We start from the raw sequence: 23,078 nt of genomic DNA on the forward strand, positions 1-23,078 counted from the left end.
TATGCGCTCGTTCGTTCGTAGCACGCTCTGGAGCCGCGTGATCGCGGCCCTGCTCGTCACCATGGTGTCACTCACCATGGCGCGCTCGCTGTCGGCGCAATCGATGTTGCTGCCGATGGACGACAGTCAGCGCAATCACCTCAAAGCCTACGGCGTCACGTACCTCGCGCTCAAGAACGGGCAGAAGGCCGAGTGGCTGCTGAATTATCGTGGCGGCTCGTTCCTGTTGCCCGATGCGCCCGACCTGCGTCGCCGCGCCGCGCTCGACGGCGTGAGCATCGAACTGATGACCGACGCCGCCGTGGCCGCGATGCGCGCCGAAGTGGCGGGCGGCAACATGGACGCCGTCGTGCTGGAGCGCGCCCCCAAGATCGCGATTTACCGTCCGGTCGATCAGCCACCCTGGGACGACGCCGTTACCCTCGCCCTCACCTACGCCGGCATCGAATTCACGTCGGTGTGGGACGATGCCGTGATGCAGGGTGACTTGTCGAAGTACGACTGGGTGCACCTGCACCACGAAGACTTCACGGGCCAGTTCAACAAGCTGTATCTCGCCTATCGCGACGCGCCCTGGTTTGTCGCGCAGCGCGAACGCGACATCGCCATGGCCAAGCGCTTCGGCAAGGCTGACGTGCCAGGGCTCAAGAAAGCGGTGGCCGACAACATTCGCGGCTTCGTCGATCGCGGCGGCTTTCTGTTCGCCATGTGCGGTGCCACGGAGTCGCTTGATCTCGCGATTGCGGCGTTCACGGTCGACATCGCGGGACCGTTCTCCGATGGCACTCCGCCGGCCCCCGACGCTGACGCGCGCATGGATTGGACGCGAGCGCTGGCCTTTACGGGCGCGCATGTCGAACCGTCACCATACATCAACGCGCTCAGCGACATCGACGGCCATCAGGTCAATGTGCCGGCCCGTCGTCAGCCGCTCGGCACCTTCACGCTGTTCGACTTCTCGGCCAAGCTCGATCCGGTGGCCACGATGCTGGTGCAGAATCATCGCACCGTGGTGCCCGATTTCTACGGCGTGACCACGAGCTTCAATCGCGCCATCGTGAAGCCCGGCGTGACCGTGCTCGCCAGCGAAGATGGCGCGCCATGGAGCAAGTATCTGCACGGTGACGCGGGTAAGGGTTCGTGGACCTTCCTGGGCGGTCACGACCCCGAAGACGCGCAGCACGCCATCGGCAGCGCGCCCACCGATCTGTCGTTGCACCCGAACTCGCCCGGCTACCGGCTTATCCTGAACAACGTCCTGTTTCCCGCTGCGAAGAAGAAGCCGCGCAAGACGTGACGGGCAAGCGTGTAGTGAAGGCCGGCGCGAAGACTCTCGGTGAGACGCGCCTGTCCCCGAAGGCCGCCAGCGCGGTGCGGGTGGCGATCAAGCTCGCCGGCGGGAACGAAGTGTGCTTCGTCTGCGCCGTTGACGACGAGAACCTGATCACGACGGCGCGCGTGGTGTTCCGCGGCGACGTGCGCAGTGTACTGGCGCTGCCGGGGGTGGCCGAGCGCGGCGAGTTGATGCTGCACAACCATCCGTCGGGATTGCTCGAACCGAGTGATGCAGATCTCGAAGTGGCGGCGCGCATTCACGGCAACGGTGTGGGCTTCGCCATCGTGGACAACGAGGCCACGCGTGTGTACGTGGTGGCGGAAGTGCCGCGCAGCAAACAGAAGCTGCCGGTGTCGCTCGACGATGTGGACGTCACGCTCGGGCCCTACGGTCTGATCGCGCAAACCATGCAGCGCGTGAGCGGGTCGCGCGACTACGAAGACCGGCCCAGTCAGCGCGCGATGGCGGCCGCGGTGACGGAGACATTCAATCGCGGTGGCGTGGCCCTTCTGGAAGCCGGCACGGGCGTTGGCAAGTCGTTGGGCTATCTCGTGCCCGCGTTGCGATGGGCGGCGGCCAACGGTGAACGCACGATCGTGTCGACCAACACGATCACGCTGCAGGAGCAGCTGGTCGCCAAGGATTTGCCGTTTTTGCAACGCGCGCTCACCGATCAAAAGGTGCGCTTCGCATTGTTGAAAGGATGGCGGAATTATCTCTGTCTCCAGCGCTTGGAGCAGGCGCGCGGGGCCGGGGCCGCCCTGTTCGATGCTGCTGGCGCCGGCGACGTGGAGCAGATCGCCGAATGGGCGGAGAAAACGCAGGACGGCTCGCTGGCCGACTTGCCGACACCGCCGCGTCCCGATGTGTGGGATGAGGTCGCGGCCGAGCCGGATCTGTGCGGGCGCATGAAGTGCTCGTTCTACGACAAGTGCTTCCTGTTCAAGGCGCGCAAGGAAGCGGCGGCGGCCGACGTCGTGGTGGTGAATCACCACCTGCTGCTGTCGGACGTTGCCGTACGGCGTCAGGCGCAGAACTGGGAAGACTCGGCCGTGTTACCCGCTTACAAGCGACTGGTGATCGACGAGGGCCATCATCTCGAAGATGCGGCCGCGTCGCACTTGGGCAGCTCGATCACGCGGCGCGCACTGGCTCGGTTGTTCAACCGACTCGAGCGCCGTGGCAAGGGATTGTTGCCGGCACTCGCGGCCAAGCTTGGCGGCTTCAGCGATTTGCACAGCGTGGCCAGTCTCGATCTGGTGCAAACGCGCATGGTATCGAGTGCGGCCACGGCGCGTGATCGCACACAGCTGCTGTTCGAACTGCTGTCGGCGGTGCTCGAGGGCACTGGTGCACCGATCTTGCGGCTCACCGACGATTTTCAGCAGCACGCGCTCTGGATCAACGGCATCGAAGACACGCTGGCCGATCTGCTCATCGAGATCGCGTCGCTTTCCGATGGGTTGCGGTTGGTGACGGAGCGATTGGAGAGCGATCAGAAGCGCAGTGAAGAGATGGCGCCGCTGCTGAACGAAGTGCGGGCGGTGACGCGCAGATTGGCGGGCGCCGGTGATTCGTTGTCGCGCGGACTGCAGCCGCCCAAGGATAAGGATCCCGTGGTGCGCTGGATGGAGTTCCAGGGCAAGCCGACCGCCACCGAGCGTAACGTGGCCGTGCATTGCGTGCCGCTGGACTTGGCGCCGGTGTTGCGCGACGACCTCTTCGGTCGCGTGGAGACGACGGTGATTACGAGTGCCACGCTGGCCACTGACGGCGGCTTCGGCTTTCTCGAACAGCGGCTGGGGCTCGACCAGGGCACGTTCACCAAGCGCACGGCGATCTTCGAGTCGCCGTTCAACTATCCGCGTCAGGCGCTGCTGGTGGTGCCCACGGATTTGCCGGCGCCGAACGAACATCCGCGCGAACACTTCGCGGCGGTCGTGCAGCAGATGCGCGACTTGATCATCGCGAGCGATGGCGGACTGTTCGGGCTGTTCACCAGCCATCGCGACGTGCGCGAGATGGCGCAGCAGCTGCGCGAGATGGGGATGGATGGACCGACTCCACTCTTGGTGCACGGTGAGGAGCCGCGCGATGTGTTGCTGCAGCGCTTTCGCGATTCCGGTCGCGCCGTGCTGCTGGGCACTGCGACTTTCTGGGAAGGAGTAGACGTGCCGGGCAACGCGCTGCGCGGTTTGCTGATCGCGAAGCTGCCCTTCCGCGTGCCCACCGAGCCCATGGTGGCGGCGCAGTGCGAAGCGATCGAAGCGCGCGGTGGCAATGCGTTCGTGGAGTTCATGCTACCGCATGCCTCGCTGCGCCTCAAGCAGGGCTTCGGCCGTCTCATCCGGACCGCCACCGACTCGGGGGTGGTCGTCATCAGTGACCCACGCGTGGTCACCAAGCGCTACGGGCGAGACTTGTTGAACGCGCTACCGCCGGCCAAAAGAGTGACCGGACCGTGGGGTACGGTGCGCGATGACGTGTCTCGGTTCTATGCGGGCGAACTGGCCAAGCGGTAGCTTCTTGTAGGCACTCTGCACGCTCCACGAACTCCGGACCTACGACTCCTATGTCTACGCCGTCAAAGATCGTTTGCGTTGGCCGCAACTATGTCGCCCACGCCCGTGAAATGGGCAACGACGTGCCCACCGAGCCGATGTTCTTTCTCAAGCCGCCGTCGTCGATCATCCGTGATGGCGATGCGATCGTGCTGCATCCGATTTCGTCGCACATCGAATTCGAAGGTGAGATCGCGCTGGTGATTGGCCGTCGTCTCACCAAGGCCACCGAAGAAGAGGCTCTCGCCGGCATTGCCGGTGTGGTGGCGCTGAACGACGTGACCGCGCGCGATTTGCAGCGCAGCGACAGTCAGTGGTCGCGGGCCAAGGGGATGGACACCTTCTGCCCGATCGGCCCCGAGAACCCGCTCCCGGCCGATCTGTCCGGCATCACGCTGATCACCCGGGTGAATGGCGTGGAGTGTCAACGGGCTACCGCGGCCGACATGGTGTTTCCGATCCCGATGCTGCTGTCGTTCATCTCCCAGTTCATGACCCTCGAGCCGGGCGATATCGTGGCCACCGGCACCCCGGCAGGGACGAAAGCCCTGCACCCGGGCGATGTGGTCGAAGTCGAGCTGGTGGGGCTCAGCATCGTGACCAATCCCGTGGTTGCGGGCACCTGAGCCGAATTCCAGGGTATCTTTTCGGATATGCCGACGATTCCCCCTTCCCGCGGTCGCCAGCCCTCTGGTGACACGCCGCCGGTTCCGCCGGCGGGGGACTCGGGTGCACCGAACGCCAACCGCACACGGGGCGCGCTCAGTGCCCGGACGCGTTCGGGCGGGGCGGTTCGCGAGAAGCAGCGCACGTCGCGTGCGGTGCTCATCGCGGTGGGTATTCACGTGGTGGTCGGCGTGGTGCTGGTGCAGCTCCTCACCTTTGGCCACGGCATCCCGTCGTGGCTCCGTTTCGGCGTCGGCGAGCCGCCGATTGAAGAGCGGCTCACGTACGTCGCGCCGCGCGATCAGCCCAAGCCGGTGGCGCAGGTCAAGAAGCCGACGCCGCAGACCACGACCACCACGCGACCGTCGGTAAACACACCGGTCACGTCGGGCCCCGAAGTCGTGTCGGCTCCGTCGGCGCCGCGCGACACCGGGAGCGGTGCGGCGGTGGGGCAGGGCGACGGCAGCGGCATCGGCGCCGGCGACCCGAATGTTCGGGGCATACGGCCCGGTTATTTCGACGGGCGTGTGTGGCGTGATCCGGTTGTGGTCGGCAATGCCGGCGGTGGCGGTGGCGGCGATCGCGCCGACAACCTCGACAGCATTATGGGCTTCATGCTCACGCAGGCGGCCGACTCGCTCGATTCGCTGAATCGCGCGCAGGGTCGCACCGGTCGCAAACCCGGCGACTGGACCAAGACCGGCAAGAATGGCGAGAAGTGGGGCTGGGATAGCCAAGGCATTCGCTTGGGCAAGGTCATGATTCCCAACGCACTGCTGGCGCTGCTGCCGCTCAACGCCGGCACGGCAGGTCGCATGAGCGGCAACATGTCGCAAATGGAGGCCGAGCGTCGCCTATCGGCATCGCGCACCGACATCATGCGCATGTCCGAGCGTGGCATGGGTGAAGCCGACTTCCGAAAGATCGTGAATGAACTGCGCGATCGTCGTGAGACCGAGCGGCGGAATCGATTGAAGGCGCCGAGTGCCACGGTGGCCGCGCCCCTGAAGAGTGGCGGCGACCGGTAGGGCTGTGGGGGCGTTGTTAGCGGGACCGCCGAACGAGGTGCTCGCGTATCCACATCGCCAGCTCGTCTTCCGAGAGCGTGCCCCCCGCCAGCGCGGTCATGGTCGCGACCACATCGGGTTCAGTCGCATCCAGCTCTTTCCCGTTCAGACCGAGAAAGATGACGGCGGTGAGGAAGGCGATGCGCTTGTTGCCGTCGCTGAACGCATGCGCCGTGGATAGTCCGAAGGCGTAGGATGCAGCTAGCAGAGCGAGGTCGACGTTCGGGTCGAAATGCCACTTCTGCTTCGGTCGCGCGAACGCTGCTTCCAGGCCAGGTTCGTTTCGAAGCCCGGTCAAGCCCCCATGCTCGCGCAACTGGTCAAGATGCGTGGCCTCGACGACCAAGCGTTGCACCCAGCGTGGCTCACGCACGCGCTACTTTGCCAGTTCGCGGAGTGCGTTTCGGTACTTCTTGGCCGCCTCAGCCGCGATCGCCAAACCGGCCTCGACGTCAGGGTCGTAGGGCGTGAGCAGAATGCCACGATCGGTCTCGATCGCGAGCACACGGTCGCCCACCTCGAGGTGTAGCCGCTCGGCCATGTCCTTGGGGATGGTGGCTCCGATCGAACCGCCAACCTGTCGCAACGTCAGTTCACGAACCATGTCGACTCCGTAGCACGGGTATGCTACAAAAGTAGCATCTTCGTGCTACGGCGCAACTGTTCGCTACGGAAGCCGAGTCAGCGCGATCGTGGTCACCTGCTGATCGATGACTTCACATCCGTCGCTTTGGCGGTTCGCCACTGTGATGGTGTCGGTTGCGCTTCTATACGACGGCACCGTCACCGACACCTCGTACCGACCCGCGTTGACGGCGATGCGCAGCGCCTCATCAGCGGTGCCGGTCATGGTGGTGAACGGTGCATCCAACTGACGAACGACAACTGTCGAGGGCGTCAACGCTCGACGGTCTGCGGCGTCGACCACATTGAGCACAATGCCCGGCGTGCCTACGCCGCCGCAGATGATATCCTCAGCGCTACATGCCGAGAGCGATACGGCGCACGTCAGCACGAACGTCGTGGTAGGCCGCCGCGCTAAGATTCGACACGTTGAAACCATTCCAACCTCATGTAATTGGTGGCGAGACGCTTCCGGCAATCCTGCGCTCCACCCGCGCAGTTCAATCCGGCACTCGCAGGTCGCGCGTGATCTCGTACGGCGGCGCCGAGAGCTCAGCGAAGCGGATCCAGAGCGAATCGCTCGCCCGACGAGGCGAACCGTCGGCCCTGCGATCGACTGGTCTGAGTGCCTGCGTGTTGATGATCAACAACACCGAATCCGGTACATACGGGGGGCTGCTTCCGACACGCTCCACGCGCATCGTGAAACGCCCAATCGTATTGGAGACGGAGGTCTGTGCGTAATACATCGCAAGGCCGCCGAGCACGCCACCGCCAACTTGGAACGAGTCGAGAGGAACGCCACGCGTGCCATCGATAACGCGGCCAGTCACGCTCGCGACCCCGGTCAGGCCGAACGGCGACGTGGTCGAGTCCGAAACGCTATCTGCACAGCCCGCCGTGACCGCGAGCAATCCCGACAGCAGCAGCCTTCCCTGAGTACCGAATCGAATCGTCACCACCCCTCCGCATTGACCTGCAATGAACGTGAGCTACGCGTCCTGCTTCAAGAACGACACCGCCGCCGCCACACGCGCCAGCGAGTGCTCGCGACCCACATACAGCAGTACCTCGAAAATGCCCGGGCTCACCGTCTTGCCCGTGAGCGCCACGCGCAGCGGCTGAAAGATCTTGCCGCCGGAAATGCCTTTCTCCTCGGCCAGCTTCCGCAGCGCCTCTTCCATCGCCGCCGGCTCCCATGTGTCGAGCGTCGCCAGTCGATCGTGTGTGGCCTGCAGGATCTCGCCGGTCACTGCCGCATCACGCCACTGCTTACCGATGGCCTCGGCCTCGTACTCCACCGTTTCGCCGAAGAACGAGGTGGCCAACTGCACGATCTCGTCGGTGAGACGCGCCCGCACGCGCAGAAGCTCCAGCACGCCGTGAAACCACACGGGGCGTGACTCGAGCTCGGCCACGGTGGCCAGCCCCGCCTTCTCGAACAGCGGCGCCACCACCTGCGCCAACTCGGCGATCGGAATCAACGCCAAGTGCTGGCCGTTCATCCACTCCAGCTTCTTCGTGTCGAAGATCGCCGCTTTCGCGTGCAGACCATGCACGCTGAAGCGTTCGATCATCTCCGGCAGCTGCATCACTTCGATGTCCTCACCCGGCGACCAGCCCAGCAGCGCGAGGAAGTTGAGCATCGCTTGCGGCAGGAAACCCAAGTGCTGATAGTCGCCCACCGCCGTCGCGCCATGACGCTTCGACAGCTTCTTGCCGTCGGCGCCGTGAATCATCGGTACGTGCCCGAACTGCGGCACCTCGGCGCCCAGCGCGCGATACAACAAGATCTGCTTCGGCGTGTTCGAGATGTGATCGTCACCGCGCATCACCAGCGTGATGCGCATCGCGATGTCGTCGCTCACCACGGCCATGTTGTACACGGGCGTGCCATCAGACCGGAGGATGATGAAATCCTCTATGTCCTTGTTCGGGAACGCGATGCGCTCGTGCACGAGGTCGGGCCACTCGGTGTAGCCATCGGGCACCATGAAGCGGATGGCGTACGGCTCGTTGCGCGCCAGCTTATCGGCGATCTCCGCCTCACTCAGCATCGCCGTGTCGCGATCGAAGCGGTATGACTCGCCGCGGGCGTCGGCCTCGTTGCGCAGCCGCTCCGACTCCGACGGCGGCGTGAAATCGCGGTACGCCGCGCCGCTGTCGAGCAGGCGATGGGCATCGGCGTAGTGGCGCTCAACGTTGGCACCCTGATACACGACCTCTTCGTCCCACGTGAGACCGAGCCACTCGAGCCCTTCAAAAATGGCGCGGGTGCTTTCGTCGGTGCTGCGGGCGCGATCGGTGTCTTCGATGCGGAGCAGGAAGTCGCCGTCGAACTTCTTCGCGTACAACCAGTTGAAAAGGGCGGTACGCGCGCCGCCGACGTGGAGAAAGCCAGTCGGGGACGGAGCGAAGCGCACACGGGGGCGCTTCACGGGAGACTCTGACGACGACATATATGCGGCAGACCGAAGAATCGGGAACGCTACAGGACTGGATAAAAAAACAGCGCGGGCCCGCCGACAGTGCAGCGGACCCGCGCAGCGGAGAGGGCGGGATTCGAACCCGCGATAGAGGTTGACCCCCTATGCCGGTTTAGCAAACCGGTGCCTTCAGCCTCTCGGCCACCCCTCCCAAGCTTGCCGACGGTGCCCGGAGGCAGCGGTGCAGGCCAGTTGTACTTCGTTGTAGATCAGAGGAGCAATCTGACCCGGAACGCGCCCCGGGTCAACCGTTCGCGAGGTCGGTAAATTCTGCGGAAAATTCGGCAGAACGTATCGGCGCGCCCCTTGCACTACCGGAATGCGCCGTCCGTTTTTCGCAGGTTTCCAGACCCTTCGGGAGTTCAGAATGTCAAAAAAGACCGACCTTACGACGCACTTTCATACCCGCATCAACCTGCCAGCCGAGACCCGCGCGGCCATGGGGATGATCCTGAACGAGCGCTTGGCCGACTATCTCGATCTCGAGCGACAGGCCAAGCAGGCCCACTGGAATATCCGTGGCGCCCGCTTCCAGCAGCTGCACGAACTGTTCGACGCCACGGCCGCCCTCGCGGTTGGCTGGTCTGACGAATTGGCCGAGCGCGCCGGTCAGCTTGGCGTCCCGGCTGAGGGCACGTTGCCGGTGATCGCCGAACGGAGTCGGCTGCCCAAGGCGCCGCTCGTGGTCGACCACGCCGACGAGTGGGTGCGCGTGGTGTCGGACGCGCTGGCCTGCTGCGCCAACGCGGCACGCGCCAACATCGAGGAAGCAGCGGACGCCGACGATGCCATTACCGCCGATCTGCTCACGCGCATTACCAGCGAGACCGACAAGCAGCTCTGGTTCGTGGAGTCGCACCTCGAACCAGAGCCGACGTAATTCGCCCTACTTGCCGGCAGCCTTCAGCACCGAGTCACGCTTTGCCTTGAACTCGGTGCCGGGCTTCCAGGTGGGCCAGACATTGCCGTTCGCCACGCGATAGCCGACCTGCAGCAGCACCTGCGTGTCTTCCACCGCACCGGTGAGATCCCAGTCGGGCTTCACTTCGTCGCTCGGCTGGTGATAATCGCGCGACGTGTACTCCTCGCGCTTCTTCATGCCGTACGTGGAGTCCTTGCCCACGAATTGCACGCCGGCTTCGGTGTACAACGCGGGGACGCCCTGCTTGGCGAACTCGAAGTGGTCGGAGCGGTAGAAGAACCCTTTCTCCGGCTCCGGATCACCCGAGAGTACGCGACCGGCGGGGCGGATGACATCGGCCAGCACGTCATCGAGCGTGCTGTTGCCGAGGCCGATGACGGTGACGTCCTTCGTGCGGCCCCACTGGCTGAAGCCGTCCATGTTGATGTTGGCGAGCACGTTGGCCAACGGCACCGGCGGATTCGCGGCGAAGAACTTGGCGCCGATCAATCCTTTCTCTTCCGCCGTGAGTGCGACGAACATGATCGAGCGCGCCGGCTTGGTGGACAGGGCACTGAAGCCCTTCGCGATCTGCAGCAGCTGCGCGGTACCACTCGCGTTATCGAGCGCGCCGTTGAAGATCTGGTCGCCCTTGATGCTGGTGTCGCGACCGAGGTGATCCCAATGCGCGCTGTAGATCACGTACTCGTTTTTGCGCGCGGCGTCGCTGCCTTCGAGCGTGGCGACCACGTTGCGTGATTCCACGCGGCGGGTGCTGTTGCTGATGTGCATCTTGGCGGAGGCGCCGAGTGACACCGGCGTGAAATCCTTGCGGCGTGCGGCGGCTTTGAGCGCGGCGAAGTCTTTGCCAACGGCCTTCAGCAGTTCTTCGGCCTTGGGCTGCGTGATCCAGCCTTCCACCTTGGTGCGACTCTTGTTGCCGTCGGCGGTGGCGATGTCGAACTGTTCGAGCGCGGCGCTGCCACTGAGCACTTCGAACGGATAGCCGGCCGGACCCGTCTCGTGAATGATGAGCGCACCGGCGGCGCCCTTCGCGGTGGCGATCTCGTACTTGTAGGTCCAACGACCGTAGTACGTCATCGCTTTGCCTTTGAACATCGTGCTGTCGAGTTTCGTGCTGTCGTTCGGATCGGGCACCGCCGGGTCGTTCACCAGCATGACGAGCACTTTGCCTTTCACATCCACGTTCTTGTAGTCGTTCCATCCGTACTCCGGCGCATCGACGCCGTAGCCCACGAACACCATCTCGGCGTCCACATCGATCACCGGCACTTCGTGACGCGTGCGCGCGATGTAGTCGGCGGGGAAGGACAGCGGCATCACGCGCGACCCAATGCGGAACGATGCTTCCGGCTTGCCGGTGATGCCGGCGAAGGTGGCCTTCTGCACGAACGAGCCATCGGGCATGCCGCCTTTGAGGCCCATCGCGGCGAACTGCGACTGGAGATAGGCGACGGTCTTGTCTTCGCCGGGCGTGGCCGGTGCGCGGCCTTCCAGCGAATCGTCGCTCAGGGCCTTGGTGTGGGCCATCAGACCATCGGCGGTAATGGCCGCGAGGGCGGGCGCGAGCGCGGCGTCGGCACTGGGAGCACGCGCTTGGACCGGCGCTTCGTCGCCCGCGCTGCAGGCCGCGAACGACGTAAAGGTTGCTGTCAGAAGCAGCGCGATGGCGCGCGGGGAGCGCGACAAGCGGCGGGGCCGCAGAAAGGAAGAGTCCATCCTCCAATCATGCCGCGTTGTCCGACGTCTTGCTACCAGTCGAGTCGCGTGATCTTACCGGCGCCGCCCACGACCCATGCCCGCGACCCCACCGCACTCACGCCGGTGGTCAGCGCGTTGGTGAGCGTGCGCCACGTACGGGCGGCGTCGCTGGTGATGAACGCGCCGCCGTAGCTCGTGACCACGGCCGTCTCGCTGCCGGCTCCCGGCACCCATGCCACCCCGACCAGCGCGCCCGGCAGGGGTGGACGCGGGCGCAGCTCCCACGTGCGTCCGGCGTCGGTGGTGATGCCCACCACGGCGGTAGACGAATCGGTGCGGAGTCGGTTGATGTCGGCGGCCACGACGATGCCGTACTGTCCATCCTTGAAGGCGAGCCCTGTGAGGCCGGCCACGGTGCCGCGCGTGAACGGCGTGTTTTCCACGTCCCACGTGCTGCCGCCGTCGCGACTGCGCAGCAGGCGCGCGCCGGGGGAGCCGGTGGCAATGAACACCGTGCGTGCGTCACCGTGCCCCACGCATAACCCACTCGCCGCGAAGGCGCCTTCGCCGGGCAACGGCGCCGGCACCACCGATGGCGCCAACAACCGCCACGACGCGCCGTCGTTGTCTGTGTGCAGAATGTTCGTGCGCCCGCCCGATGCATCGCTGAACGCGACGCCGGTGCGACCACGACCACTTCCGAAGGAGATGCAGTCGTAGAACGCCGCGGTATCAGGGTTCATGAACTGCAGGGTCCACGACGCACCGCCGTTGGTGGTGCGATAGATGCGCGATTTCGCGCCGCTGCCGGCCGACATGATCCACGCGGTGTCGGCATCGATCGCGTGCACATCGCGGAACTCGAGCGAGTCGCCGCTGCTGGTCGGACGGGACTCCCAGCTGTCGCCGCCGTCGATCGAACGCAGCACGACACCGCTGTGCCCCGACGCCCACACCACGCGCTCGGACACCGCATGGACCGCCTGCAGCAGCTTGGACGTGCCGCTGGTCTGCTCAGTGATGCGGACGGCCGGGGCCAGTGCCGGCGTCGGCGTTTGCCCTTCGGCCGCGCGTCCGACCAGCGAGGTGCTGAAGAGCCACGCCAGCGAACCCAGCAGCACGGGGAGGCGCTGGGACGAACGACGGAGACGACGCGGAGAATGTACCATAGGAGTGAAGCTACTTACGCAATCGCGTGACGAAATCCCTAGCGAAATCAGGGGATCGCTGATTCTCTTAGAGGGTGTTCGAGATCACCGGGATCGTGTCGATCCCGCGCTGTGCCCCTCCAGCCTTCTGACGATGCTTCAGCTTCGCTCTCTTCGTCGCGGGATTGTCGCGACCCGCCTGCTTCTCGGTGCCACGCTCCTCGTGGGCGGCATGGCCGCGTGTAACGACGATGACGATGCCGTCACCGCGCCGGTCATCAACACCAACACCGTCGCCGTCACGCCGCGTGTCTCGAGTCTCCGCGTCGGCCAGACGCAGCAGCTTGCGGCCACGTTGCTCGACAAGGCTGGCGCCACGATCTCCGGGGGCACGGTCACGTGGACCTCGGCTGAGCCGACGATCGCCACCGTGTCGTCGGCCGGTCTCGTCACCATGCTGACGACGGGCAGCACGGCCATTCGGGCCACGATCGACGGCGTGACGGGCATTGCCTCGCTGCAGGGCGTGGCGTCGGTGGCGACGGTGTCCATCGTGAGTCTGGCCCGTCCGGTGGCCGTCGGTGAGGCATTCCCGCTGTCATTCCGAACGCTTGATGGATCGGGCAACGTCTTGGTCGCGCGCTCCGTCACGTGGTCGTCGTCGGCGGCTTCCGTCGCCACCATCAACACTGACGGCGTGGTTATCGGTATTGCGCCTGGTACTTCGGTCATCACCGCAACAAGCGAGGGCCGGACGGCCACTGTGAACGTGATCGTTGAAGCGTTGGCTCCGGTGAACACCGTCGCGCTCTCGCCGACGACGCAGGTCCTTGCGACCGGCGGCACGCAGCAGCTGACCGCAACACTGCGCGATGCGAACAACAACGTTTTGTCGAATCGTCCGATTGTTTGGGCCTCGACCGCGGTCGCCACCGGATCCGTGTCCGCGACCGGTCTGGTGACCGCGCTGACGCCCGGTACCTTCACGGTGTCCGCGACGAGCGAAGGGAAGACGGGCAGTCTGACATTCAATCCGCTGCTGAACAACGTCGCGCAGGTGATCGCCGGCCCGCTCAACTCGGCCTACGTGTTCCTCATCGATGTTCCGGCTGGTGCGACGGGCATCACGGTCACGACGACGGGCGCCGGCAGCCAGGACCCGGACATTGAAGTGTATCGTCCTGGCGCGACGACGGCCGCCTGCATCGCCGAAACGGCAGGTCCCAACGAGACCTGTACGATCACGACGAATGTCGTCGCCGGTACCTGGCGCGTGCGTGTGGTCGGCTACACGGCGTATTCGGCGGTCACGTTGCGCGCGGTCGTGACGCCGTAAGCGTTGCTCGAAACAGAAGACGCCCGCGATCGGCATGCCGATCGCGGGCGTCTTTCTTTGTATATACGGCGTAGGTGAGATTCGAACTCACGGAACCCTTTCAGGTTCGGCGGTTTTCAAGACCGCTGCCTTAAACCACTCGGCCACCACGCCTTCTCGTGCGCGACATCGCTGCCGCTGCCCTCAGTGAAGAAAATGGCGAGGGCCCCGCGCGGGCAACCCCCAACGGGTCCTCGATGTCTTCGCCGCGCCGCTTGCCCCCGGGCGCCGTTCTGAGCCACGCAGGCCGCCCGTGAGCCTCCGCGCCGTCCAGCGGGAGTATGGCGCGCTGGCAGGGCACTACGACCAGCGGTGGAAGGGGTACGTGGCCGCCTCCACGGCGCTGGCGGCGTCCCGGCTCGAACTCACGCCGAACGAGTGGCTGCTCGACGTGGGTTGCGGCACCGGCGCGCTGCTGGCGCAGCTCCACCACCGCGAGCCGTCAGCCCGGCTGATCGGGGTGGACGCCACGGTCGGCATGCTGCTCCGCGCCCGCGCCCGACTCGCTCCGGCGGTGCTGCTGGCTGAGAGCAGTGGCGAGGCGCTGCCGTTGGCCGATGCGAGCGTGCACGCGGTTGTGAGCACCAGCGCCTTGCACTATGTGGACGATGCTCCACGCGCCCTGCGCGAAATGCGTCGCGTGCTCGCCCCCGGCGGCCGCCTGGTCCTCGTCGATTGGTGCGCGGACTTTCTGACGATGCGCGCGCTCGACGTGGTCCTGCGAGTCGTCGACCGCGCCCATGCGCACACATTCTCCTCGGTCGACGTGCAACGCCTCGTGACCGGTGCCAACTTTGAGCGCATCGACATCGCGCGCGAAAAGATCGACCGCTTCTGGGGACTCTTCGTGCTGACCGCGCGTGTTCCCTCGTAGCGTCGATCATGCGCACGCGACATAGGATTTCACGCCACCGCCTCGTGAGTGCACGCCATGCCTGAACTCCGCAAACCGTACCTCCTGTACCTGGGCGACTCCACCCACCCCACCGATGCCAAGACCGCCTGCGGCCTGCGCGATTGGTGCCCGGATGACGTGATCGGCGAGTGGAGTTTGCCGCAGGCTACCGTCAGCGTTGGGCTGCCTCGCCTGTCGCCCGCCGATGCCGCCGCGCGGGGGGCCGGCAGCCTCGTGATCGGCATCGCCTCGGTGGGCGGACGCGTGCCCGATAGTTGGCTCCCCGATCTCGAAGCGGCCATCGCCAATGGGCTCGACATCGTGAGCGGGATGCACACGAGGCTCACATCGTTTCCGAGTCTCGTGGCCGCCGCTCAGCAGCACGGCGTGCGCCTCATGGACGTGCGGCACAGCGATGCCACGTTCCCCGCCGGCACGGGGAACAAGCGCACCGGCATGCGCGTGGCCACGGTGGGCACCGACTGCGCGCTGGGCAAGAAGTACACGGCGCTGTCGCTCACCAACGCGCTGCGCGCGCGGGGCGCCAAGGCCACGTTCCGCGCCACCGGACAAACGGGCATCATGATCGCCGGCCAAGGCATCGCCATTGACGCGGTGGTGGCCGACTTCATTGCCGGTGCGGCCGAGGTGTTGTCGCCCGACAACGCGCCCGATCACTGGGATGTGATCGAAGGGCAGGGCTCGTTGTTTCATCCGGCGTACGCCGGTGTCACGCTGGGCTTGCTGCACGGCTCCCAGCCCGACTGCATCGTACTCTGTCACGACCCCGCGCGGCTCACGATCGAGTACCGCCCGAATCATCCCATTCCGCCGCTCGCCGCTGCGGTGGCGCAGTATCTCACCGCCGCACGCGTTACCAACCGCAACGTGCGCCTGGCGGGCGTGAGCATCAATTCCTCCACGCTGTCCGACGACGCGTGGCGTAAGTACGCGGCGCGAGTTGGTGCAGAACTCGGTGTGCCGGTGTGCGATCCGATGCGCGGCGGGCTCGACGCGATTGCGGCGTCAGTGTTGGGGCGAGATCGCTGAACTGATCACACAGAGTCAAAGAGGTAAAGAGAAAAGGAGACAAAACGAATGTTCTCTTTGTCTCCTTTTCTCCTCACCTCTGTGTGATCAGTTCAACGATCGTTCAGCAGCACCGAAATCACTTCGGCCAGCCCGCAATTTGAATCGCCGGCATGATGCGCAGGGCGTTCTGGTAATACACCTTCTTCAGCACGACGTCCGGCAGGTCGATGCCGTACAGCTTCCAAAAGGCGTGATAGTCGCGGTAGTAGTCAAAGTAGTCGTCACGCGTTTCGAACACGCGCCAGTAGTACGGATACTCTTCGGGCTGAAACGAGTCTTTGCCGAAGAGCAGGCGATCCTGATACTTGATGAAGAAGTCGTGCGCGCTGCGCGGCTGACGACCGATGTCGTACAGCACCGCGCCCACTTCAGCGAGCACGTTCGGCATCTTGTCGAACATGCGACCCAGTCGTCCGAGATCGTTGGCGTGCCAGCCCAGGTGCGCGGCCACGAACGTCGTCTTCGGATGGCGCAGGAACAGGCTGTCGCGCTCGGCCATGAGCTGATTGAAGCTCGGATACTTGTCCTGCGGATACAGCCGCTCGGGAAAGAGCGTGAGCTCGAGCCACCGTTCGTTGGTGTTGTCGACTTCGCGGAAAAACTCCTGCGGGTCGGCGGTGTGAATGAACACGGGCAGCTTGAGACGCGCCGCCGCTTCCCAGATGGGATCGAGATCGGGGTCGTTGAGCCGCAAGCGCGTGCCGTCGGCCTTCTTCGTGCTCAAGCCGAAGCCCTTGCCGATTTCGCCGATACCGACCGCGCCGCCTTTCACGTCGGCTTCGAGCTGCGCCACGGCCTTTGCCGCCCAGCCAGGGCCCACGCCATTCAGGTTCACGCCGGTCAACAGCCGCACGCGATTCTTCATGGTGGGCGAGCCATTCACCAGCTCCATCGTGCGCGTGAGCCGATCACCGCTCACGTTGTCGGCGGCGATCATGAGCCGCACGTTCACCGAGTCCATCGAGGCGCCGAGCCGCGCGATGCCGTCGGCATTGCCGAGCAGTCCCGACGGATGGCCGTGGAAATCGACGACCGGATACTTCGCCTTCCACTTCATGCCGGCCGCGGGCACGATCAACGTCGACTTGGGGCGATAGTCCACAATGCTCGGCGGCGGTGACGCCGGCGCGAGGCAGTTGTTCGGACGGATCTCCGTCGTGCCGGCGGGGCATTCCTCGCCAGGCTTGATCGAGGTGCCACCGCGGAATCCGCGCGGAGGCTGCGGTTGAGTGGCGGGCGGCTGCTGGGCGACGAGTGCAGACGGCGAGAGAGACGCCGCGATCGAGAGGCCGAAAGACAGCCCAAACACAAAACGGGAGCGACGCACGGGGCAAACTCCTAAGGTGGGAAACGAGACGGGGATCAACATGTCGTTGATCCCCGGCCTTCGACAGAGTGGTCGTGCTTACTTGGAGTCGGGCTTGGTCTGCGGCACCAGCAACTGCTGCTGCGGACCGACGTCGGCGCCCGGCACCACCGGCATCGCCGGCTGACGGTCGAAGCCGAACACCTGCGCGCGGCGCATGGCCGTCGCGATGCCCTTCGACTGCTGATACACCGAGTCGGAGCGGGCGACCTGGCCCGTCTGCGCGAGCGCCTCGGCCAGGGTGACGCCACTGATCACGTACAGATCGGGAATGCCGACCGACGCGTCGTCTACCCAGCCCTTGCGGGCGGCCAGCGATTTCGTGGCCGTGAACACCTTCGTCCATAGGTCGTACGAGCGCTTCACATCGACCATGCCTTCACCCTGAATGAGCACGGTGTCGCGCCCCGGAATGATCTGCTGGCTCACGAGCTTTTTGGCCATGCCCTGCGTGAGGACATAGCGCTCGAGACCGAGTTCGTACGGGTATCCGCCGGCCGTGCGGCTGAAGTATATCGGCCGATCGGGGTACGTGTCGCGAATCATGAAGTATACCAGCTGATCGGCGCGCATAAGCTGCGGCGAGCGTGGTGCGGCGATGATATCGCCCTTCTGGAACGCGGCGTTCGGCGGCGTCTGAATGGCGAGTGGCAGCGCATCTGCCTCGTCGAACGTCATCTTCACCGGCGGACCGACCGGCTTCTTCCACTGCTGATTGCGGTAGATCTCCGGACCCTTGGCCGCATCGTACTCGAACACCGGGCGACGGATCATCTGTCGCGTGTACCAGTCGGTATTCATCAGCGACGTATTCGCTACGATGACGTCCTTCCGGATGCCTTCGACTTCCTGCGCGTACCAGAGCGGGAAGGTGTCGTTGTCGCCGACGGTGATCAGGATGCCGTACGGCTCGACCGAGTTGAGCAGGTCGCGCGCGAAATCGGTCGTGTCGGTCTGGTTATTCCGCGACGCCTGCTGCCAGTTACCGAACAGCGGGATGAACGCCACGGCCAGCAACGGCGAAGCCAACAGGAAGCTGCGTGTACGTGGCTCCACCACCGTATCGCGACCCAGCTTCACTTCATCGGCGCCGAAGAGGCTCGCCACCGTTTCCCAGAGATAGATCAGGCCAAGCGCGGCCCACACGCTCAGCGCCGAGAAACTCCAGAGGTAGAAGTAGTCTCGATCGCGCACTTCGCGCGGCACCGATTCGCCGAGTTCAAGCGCCTGACTGTGCCCGTACTTGAAATTCAAGTAGAAGATCAGCCCGAACGTCATCGTGCCGATGAGTGGGCCGAAGAACCAGAAGCTGCGTCGGTCCTTCTTGAAGTGCATCCAGCCACCGAGGATGCACAAAATGAAGTAGAACACGGCGAGCCCGTTCTGCAGCCCTGGGTTCTCCTGGTACGCGTCACGGAGCCACTGCCACTTGAAGTACAACCAGTACATACCGACCTGCGCGGTCAGCGGCGCCTGGCGCTCACCGAGCTCCGGCTTGCCGTACTGACCACGGTTGAAGTTGTACATGAAGCGGTCGTACGTGAGCGCCGAGAAGGTGCAATCCATCTTGAGCTCAGTCACACAGCCCGTCGGTTCGCCCTCGTTGATCGCGGGGAAGTGCGCGGCGCGGATCGGCTGCGTGGCGAACGGCGTCATGCCGAACACCAGCGCTGCACCGCAGGCCACCAGCAACTTCCAGCGCAGAATCGACGACGGACGACGGATCAGTACGGCGAGTCCGACCGCCGGCGCGGCCAGCATGCCAGCCATGTGGTTGGCGTAGCCGAGTCCCAGCAGGTAGGCGATGAGCACGAGCAAGCGGTCGGCCACCGGGCCTTCCGGATCATCACACCAGCGCACCGTGAGCCAGCAAATGATGGCGAGGCCCACCAGTGAGACCGTGTACACCTTTTCGTTCACGACCGACTGATTCCACACCGTGAATGCGGTGGCGCCGATGAGGGCGGCGAGCGCACCACCGGCGATGCGCTGCCAGCGACGCGGCATCCACTGCACGAGCACGCGCTCGGTGATCAGGAACCACAACCCGGCGGACACCGCGCTCGACAGCGCCGCCAGCACATTGATACGCATGGCGACGGTGGGCGCGATCGGCAGGATCGCGAAGACGCGTCCGATCAGGACGAAGAACGGATTGCCCGGTGGGTGCGGAATCCCGAGGACGTACGCGGCCGCGATATACTCGCTCGTGTCCCACATGGACGTCGTCGGGGCCAGCGTGACGAGGTACAGGAGAAACACGACGAGGCCGGCGATTCCGGCGGCCAAGTAGGACGGGCGGTAATCAAGCTCGGCCGCGCCGGCACTCATGGCGGCGGCTGGCCGGGAAGCGGCAGTCGCGGTAGCGGTGGCTGCGACGGTCATGGACTGGACGGAAGGTGGGGCGGCTCCGGACCGGGGGCGGCCGGAGCTGACACAATCAGGTAAGTTCGCAGGCAGCGACGGGGGGCACAACTGCTTCCCGCCGGGTCCGGGCCCCTCATCTCCCCCGACGCATGGACAAGCGTGAATTTCTCCGTACCGTGGGCGGCGCGCTGGGAGGCGCCTCTCTGGGCCTACTGTTCAGTCCGGCCCAGCTGAAGGCCTTTTCCCGCCTGCCAGTTGATGAGCTGGCGAGTCGAGCCGATTTCTGGGACGTGATCCGGGCCAAGTATCTGGTCCCCGTCGACTACATCCACCTCGAGCACGGCTACTACTCCATGCAGTCGCAGCCGGTGCTGGAGCAGTTCATCGGCCACGTCCGGGCCGTGAACGCCCAGAGCTCGCGTTACATGCGCACGGTGCAGGGCAGCAACAAGGCGCGCGTGCAGGCCCGCTTGGCGGCATTGGCGGGATGCTCGCCCGATGAGCTGATCATCACCCGCAATACCACCGAGTCGCTCGATACCGTGATTTCCGGCTTCGACTGGAAGGCCGGCGATGAAGCGGTGATGGCGGTGCATGACTACGGCGCCATGCTCGATCAGTTCGCGCTGATGGGCCGCCGCTGGGGCATCGTGAATCGCAAGGTCACCGTGCCGCTCGACCCGCGCAGCGACGACGAGATCGTGCAGGTGTACGCCAATGCCGTCACGCCGCGCACCCGTCTGCTGATGGTCTGTCACATGATCAACATCACGGGTCACGTGCTGCCGGTGAAGAAGATCTGCGACATGGCCCACGCACGCGGCGTGCCCGTCATGGTGGACGGCGCCCATGCCTTCGCTCAACTCGACTTCCGCATTCCCGACCTCGGCTGCGACTTCTACGGGGCGAGCCTGCACAAATGGCTTGGCACGCCGCTCGGTGCCGGCCTGCTGTACGTGCGGCGCGATGCCATCGAGCAGCTGTGGCCGATCTACGGCGATGAAAGACAGCCCGCGAGCAGCATCGCCAAGCTCAATCACACCGGCACGCATCCCGTCCACACCGATCTCGCCATCGAGGACGCGATCACCTTCCACGAGGAGATCGGCATTCAGCGAAAGGAAGCCCGCTTGCGCTGGCTACAGCAGTATTGGACCACGAAGGTGCGCGCTGTGCCGCGCGTACGGCTGTTCACGCCGACGGATCCCGCGCGCACCGGCGCGATCGCCAACGTGGGCATCGACGGCATGACACCGGGTGATCTTGCCACGGCACTCATGGATCGCTTCAAGATTCTCACGGTGGCGATCGACACCGCCGGTGTGACCGGCGTGCGCGTCACGCCGCAGCTCTTCACCACGACCGCCGAACTGGATGCCCTCGTTCGCGCGATCACGCAACTCACCGCTTAGCTCATTCCCATGACACCACGAAACAAACTCGCGATCATACTGGCGCTGGTCTCGCTGGTGCTGCTGTGGCCGGGACTCGTGCAACCGGTGCTCACGATTCGCGCCACCATGGAGCTGTTCGGCAACACGCGCGAACTATCCAACGAAACCCGCAGCGTGATCAGCGCGATTCAGAGCCTGCACAACACGGGCAACAATTTCGTAGCCGGACTGATCGTGCTGTTCAGCGTGCTCGTTCCGGTGCTCAAGGCGGCGCTCTTGGTGCCAATCTTTGCGCTGCGTGGCAGCGCGACCTCGTATCGGCTGTACGGCGTCGTGCAGGCGATGAGCAAATGGTCGATGGCCGACGTGTTTGCCGTCGGCATGCTCATCGCGCTGCTGGTCGGGAAGGGCACCGCCAATCTCTCGGCGGCGGCCGGCACCGGCTTCTACTGCTTCGCCGCGTACTGCTTGGTGTCGAACGCGGCGTTCCAGGCGCTCAAGATTGAGCCACCCGTGCCGGTGGCGCCTACTTCTTCGGGGTCGACTTCGAGTCCTTTCTCGGCGAGATCTTGAACTTGGCGATGGGCTGTTTGTCCATGCTCACCATGCCCTCGATGTTGCCGTCGGCGCCGAACCTGCCGTCATGTTCGAGCAGCTTCCCTTCGGGCGCAGTCACACGAAAGCGCACCTGCTTGCCGGTGAGCACCACGTTTGAGATCGGCCCGGAGCCCTGACCGGGCACCATCGCCTGGCCGGCGATCGTGGTACCGATCTGTGTAAAGGTGTAGAGCACCGGTACCACGATCACGCTGTCCGGCAGCGGCACGGTGGCCGTGCCGCTCCACCCGCCGACCAGCACGGGCGATGGCGTGGCGATCGCCTTCGCCGATTTGCTCTGCGCCGCGAGTGGGGCGACCGCGACCGTCACGGTCATGATGGCGCCGAAAGCGGCGGCGCCGAGCAACGTCACACGTCGAACCATCACGAACTCTCCGGCAGAGGGAGGCGACACCGAATCTCTAACCCGCATGGTATCCAGAGGTGCCACGCGATGGCGATGGGAGGCCCCGGGCATTCCATCGCTCAACGCGCGGCTGCTGCGGAATCCAGCACCGCGATGGCGCGAAGCGCGACCAAGCGACCCGCGGAGGCAGTCGGATGGAACCCGTCCCAGTAAAAAAAGCTGTCGGGCGTCGTGCAGAGCGACGGCGGAGCCGAGCTCACGCACGGCAGCGTAACGTTGGTGAACCCAAAGGACGTCGAGGAGGCCAAAACGGTGGCGGTCAGTGCGCCCAGGTCGAGCAGGTCTAGGTTCAACGACGGCAACGTGGTGCGAAGCGTCGTCAGCTGCGTGGCGATGGCCGCGTTGAACTGCATCGAGAGCTGTGTCGCACCAGCGGCTGCGGCGAGACCCTGCGCGCGCACCAGTGGCGTTCGGCCGATGTCGGTGCTGTTCACGAGCAGAATGTGTCGTCCGCCGGCCGCATAGAGGCGGTTGATCATGGCGACCGTATTGGCCACGGCACTGCCGATGATCGTCGTGGGCGCCTGTGGATTCGTGAAGGACTGCGTCAGCGCGTCGTTGATGTCGTTGCCGACCGTAGCGGCGTTCAGCACGAACAGCGTGTTGGCGCGCGCCACCGCGCCACTGGCCGACAGATACGCCTCCACCTGCTGAGTCATGTTGGGCACGCCCTGCGTGGTACCGGGAATGCCACCGGTGCGCGCGCCGAGATACGAATAATTCGTTCCGCCGTTGCGCGACGGCGTAACCGTCGTGCCGTAATTCGCCGCGACCAGCTCCACCCACAACGGGCCGTTCGAGGCGCGACCGTTGAAGTATGGGGTTGGCGGGCAGCTGGCGGGACTGACACTGCACGCGTTCCCCGTGTCGTCGAGACTGGCGCCGAACACCACGGCCGACGAAAAGCGCGCTCGGTCCGCAGGGCTCGTGGGCGTGTTATCAGAGCAGGCGGAAAGTAGGAGCAGGCCGGTGGCCGAAACCAGCGCGGCACGGGTGGCACGGGAGAACGTGATCATGAATCGTGATGTCGCTGAAGATGACGTAAATAGACAAC

Annotated in this window: 21 protein-coding genes and 2 tRNA genes; 10 read left to right on the top strand and 13 right to left on the bottom strand. The window is 65.0% G+C overall.

Annotation, left to right across the window (positions count from 1 at the left end):
* Nucleotide 1 precedes the first annotated feature (1 nt).
* From RMP10_RS03265 to RMP10_RS03280, 4 genes are read left to right on the top strand one after another with little or no spacing between them, the layout of a single operon-like run.
* Nucleotides 2–1,297 (top strand): hypothetical protein, encoded by a 1,296-nt coding sequence (locus RMP10_RS03265; protein ID WP_309670058.1) that lies wholly within the window; start codon nucleotides 2–4, stop codon nucleotides 1,295–1,297.
* Nucleotides 1,294–3,858, top strand: a complete 2,565-nt coding sequence (locus RMP10_RS03270; RefSeq protein WP_310569020.1) for a helicase C-terminal domain-containing protein — start codon at nucleotides 1,294–1,296, stop codon at nucleotides 3,856–3,858. The genes RMP10_RS03265 and RMP10_RS03270 overlap by 4 nt, the downstream gene beginning before the upstream one ends.
* Nucleotides 3,859–3,908: 50 nt before the next feature.
* Nucleotides 3,909–4,523 carry a fumarylacetoacetate hydrolase family protein gene (locus tag RMP10_RS03275; RefSeq protein WP_310569021.1) on the top strand — a complete coding sequence of 205 codons (615 nt, stop codon included), beginning with the start codon at nucleotides 3,909–3,911 and terminating at the stop codon, nucleotides 4,521–4,523.
* 27 nt (nucleotides 4,524–4,550) lie between these two features.
* Nucleotides 4,551–5,591 (top strand): hypothetical protein, encoded by a 1,041-nt coding sequence (locus RMP10_RS03280; RefSeq protein WP_310569022.1) that lies wholly within the window; start codon nucleotides 4,551–4,553, stop codon nucleotides 5,589–5,591.
* 16 nt (nucleotides 5,592–5,607) lie between these two features.
* Here RMP10_RS03280 and RMP10_RS03285 read toward each other — a convergent pair whose 3' ends face one another.
* The 6 genes from RMP10_RS03285 to RMP10_RS03310 all read right to left on the bottom strand — a co-directional run bounded on the left by RMP10_RS03285 (nucleotide 5,608) and on the right by RMP10_RS03310 (nucleotide 8,891).
* Nucleotides 5,608–5,976 (bottom strand): type II toxin-antitoxin system death-on-curing family toxin, encoded by a 369-nt coding sequence (locus RMP10_RS03285; RefSeq protein ID WP_310569023.1) that lies wholly within the window; start codon nucleotides 5,974–5,976, stop codon nucleotides 5,608–5,610.
* A gap of 30 nt (nucleotides 5,977–6,006) precedes the next feature.
* Nucleotides 6,007–6,234 carry an AbrB/MazE/SpoVT family DNA-binding domain-containing protein gene (locus RMP10_RS03290; protein ID WP_309670063.1) on the bottom strand — a complete coding sequence of 76 codons (228 nt, stop codon included), beginning with the start codon at nucleotides 6,232–6,234 and terminating at the stop codon, nucleotides 6,007–6,009.
* A gap of 63 nt (nucleotides 6,235–6,297) precedes the next feature.
* A complete protein-coding gene (locus tag RMP10_RS03295; RefSeq protein WP_310569024.1) occupies nucleotides 6,298–6,645 on the bottom strand; it encodes a hypothetical protein in 348 nt (115 codons plus the stop codon).
* 109 nt (nucleotides 6,646–6,754) lie between these two features.
* Nucleotides 6,755–7,213, bottom strand: a complete 459-nt coding sequence (locus RMP10_RS03300) for a hypothetical protein (protein WP_309670065.1) — start codon at nucleotides 7,211–7,213, stop codon at nucleotides 6,755–6,757.
* Between the two features lie 33 nt (nucleotides 7,214–7,246).
* Nucleotides 7,247–8,692 (bottom strand): glutamate--tRNA ligase, encoded by a 1,446-nt coding sequence (gene gltX, locus RMP10_RS03305; RefSeq protein ID WP_309670066.1) that lies wholly within the window; start codon nucleotides 8,690–8,692, stop codon nucleotides 7,247–7,249.
* 109 nt (nucleotides 8,693–8,801) lie between these two features.
* Nucleotides 8,802–8,891 (bottom strand) — tRNA-Ser (locus RMP10_RS03310).
* A 216-nt stretch (nucleotides 8,892–9,107) separates the two neighbouring features.
* Between RMP10_RS03310 and dps the strand changes: the two genes are divergently transcribed.
* The gene (dps, locus tag RMP10_RS03315; protein WP_309672272.1) at nucleotides 9,108–9,620 is read left to right on the top strand and encodes a DNA starvation/stationary phase protection protein Dps; all 513 of its coding nucleotides are present in this window, start codon (nucleotides 9,108–9,110) and stop codon (nucleotides 9,618–9,620) included.
* A gap of 6 nt (nucleotides 9,621–9,626) precedes the next feature.
* On the opposite strand, the gene RMP10_RS03320 is transcribed toward dps, so the two are convergent.
* Together RMP10_RS03320 and RMP10_RS03325 are read right to left on the bottom strand one after the other, a co-directional pair.
* Nucleotides 9,627–11,381 (bottom strand): M28 family peptidase, encoded by a 1,755-nt coding sequence (locus RMP10_RS03320; protein ID WP_309672271.1) that lies wholly within the window; start codon nucleotides 11,379–11,381, stop codon nucleotides 9,627–9,629.
* Nucleotides 11,382–11,413: 32 nt separating this feature from the next.
* Entirely contained in the window at nucleotides 11,414–12,532 is a 1,119-nt protein-coding gene (locus RMP10_RS03325) for a hypothetical protein (RefSeq protein ID WP_309672270.1), read from the bottom strand.
* A gap of 133 nt (nucleotides 12,533–12,665) precedes the next feature.
* On the opposite strand from RMP10_RS03325, the gene RMP10_RS03330 reads away from it, so the two are divergent.
* The gene (locus RMP10_RS03330) at nucleotides 12,666–13,847 is read left to right on the top strand and encodes an Ig-like domain-containing protein (protein ID WP_309671763.1); all 1,182 of its coding nucleotides are present in this window, start codon (nucleotides 12,666–12,668) and stop codon (nucleotides 13,845–13,847) included.
* A gap of 66 nt (nucleotides 13,848–13,913) precedes the next feature.
* On the opposite strand, the gene RMP10_RS03335 is transcribed toward RMP10_RS03330, so the two are convergent.
* Nucleotides 13,914–14,000 (bottom strand) — tRNA-Ser (locus RMP10_RS03335).
* Between the two features lie 139 nt (nucleotides 14,001–14,139).
* On the opposite strand from RMP10_RS03335, the gene RMP10_RS03340 reads away from it, so the two are divergent.
* Both RMP10_RS03340 and RMP10_RS03345 read left to right on the top strand, forming a co-directional pair.
* On the top strand, nucleotides 14,140–14,760 hold the full coding sequence (locus RMP10_RS03340; protein WP_309671762.1) for a class I SAM-dependent methyltransferase: 621 nt from the start codon (nucleotides 14,140–14,142) through the stop codon (nucleotides 14,758–14,760).
* A 57-nt stretch (nucleotides 14,761–14,817) separates the two neighbouring features.
* Nucleotides 14,818–15,831: a DUF1611 domain-containing protein gene (locus tag RMP10_RS03345; RefSeq protein WP_310569025.1), complete on the top strand. Its 1,014-nt coding sequence runs from the start codon at nucleotides 14,818–14,820 to the stop codon at nucleotides 15,829–15,831.
* A gap of 118 nt (nucleotides 15,832–15,949) precedes the next feature.
* On the opposite strand, the gene RMP10_RS03350 is transcribed toward RMP10_RS03345, so the two are convergent.
* Nucleotides 15,950–17,200 carry an amidohydrolase family protein gene (locus RMP10_RS03350; RefSeq protein ID WP_310569026.1) on the bottom strand — a complete coding sequence of 417 codons (1,251 nt, stop codon included), beginning with the start codon at nucleotides 17,198–17,200 and terminating at the stop codon, nucleotides 15,950–15,952.
* A gap of 78 nt (nucleotides 17,201–17,278) precedes the next feature.
* A complete protein-coding gene (locus tag RMP10_RS03355) occupies nucleotides 17,279–19,624 on the bottom strand; it encodes a DUF2723 domain-containing protein (protein ID WP_310569027.1) in 2,346 nt (781 codons plus the stop codon).
* 131 nt (nucleotides 19,625–19,755) lie between these two features.
* Between RMP10_RS03355 and RMP10_RS03360 the strand changes: the two genes are divergently transcribed.
* Complete coding sequence (locus RMP10_RS03360) at nucleotides 19,756–21,018, top strand: aminotransferase class V-fold PLP-dependent enzyme (RefSeq protein ID WP_310569028.1); 1,263 nt, start codon at nucleotides 19,756–19,758, stop codon at nucleotides 21,016–21,018.
* 9 nt (nucleotides 21,019–21,027) lie between these two features.
* Nucleotides 21,028–21,573: a paraquat-inducible protein A gene (locus tag RMP10_RS03365; protein ID WP_310569029.1), complete on the top strand. Its 546-nt coding sequence runs from the start codon at nucleotides 21,028–21,030 to the stop codon at nucleotides 21,571–21,573.
* Here the strand turns inward: RMP10_RS03365 and RMP10_RS03370 are convergent.
* Nucleotides 21,527–21,985 carry a hypothetical protein gene (locus tag RMP10_RS03370; RefSeq protein WP_310569030.1) on the bottom strand — a complete coding sequence of 153 codons (459 nt, stop codon included), beginning with the start codon at nucleotides 21,983–21,985 and terminating at the stop codon, nucleotides 21,527–21,529. The two genes, RMP10_RS03365 and RMP10_RS03370, sit on opposite strands and share 47 nt — an antisense overlap.
* Nucleotides 21,986–22,083: 98 nt before the next feature.
* Nucleotides 22,084–23,040: an SGNH/GDSL hydrolase family protein gene (locus RMP10_RS03375; RefSeq protein WP_310569031.1), complete on the bottom strand. Its 957-nt coding sequence runs from the start codon at nucleotides 23,038–23,040 to the stop codon at nucleotides 22,084–22,086.
* Between the last annotated feature and the right edge of the window lie 38 nt (nucleotides 23,041–23,078).

It is taken from the genome of Gemmatimonas sp., from assembly GCF_031426495.1.
In the GTDB taxonomy this organism is placed as follows: Bacteria; Gemmatimonadota; Gemmatimonadetes; order Gemmatimonadales; family Gemmatimonadaceae; genus Gemmatimonas.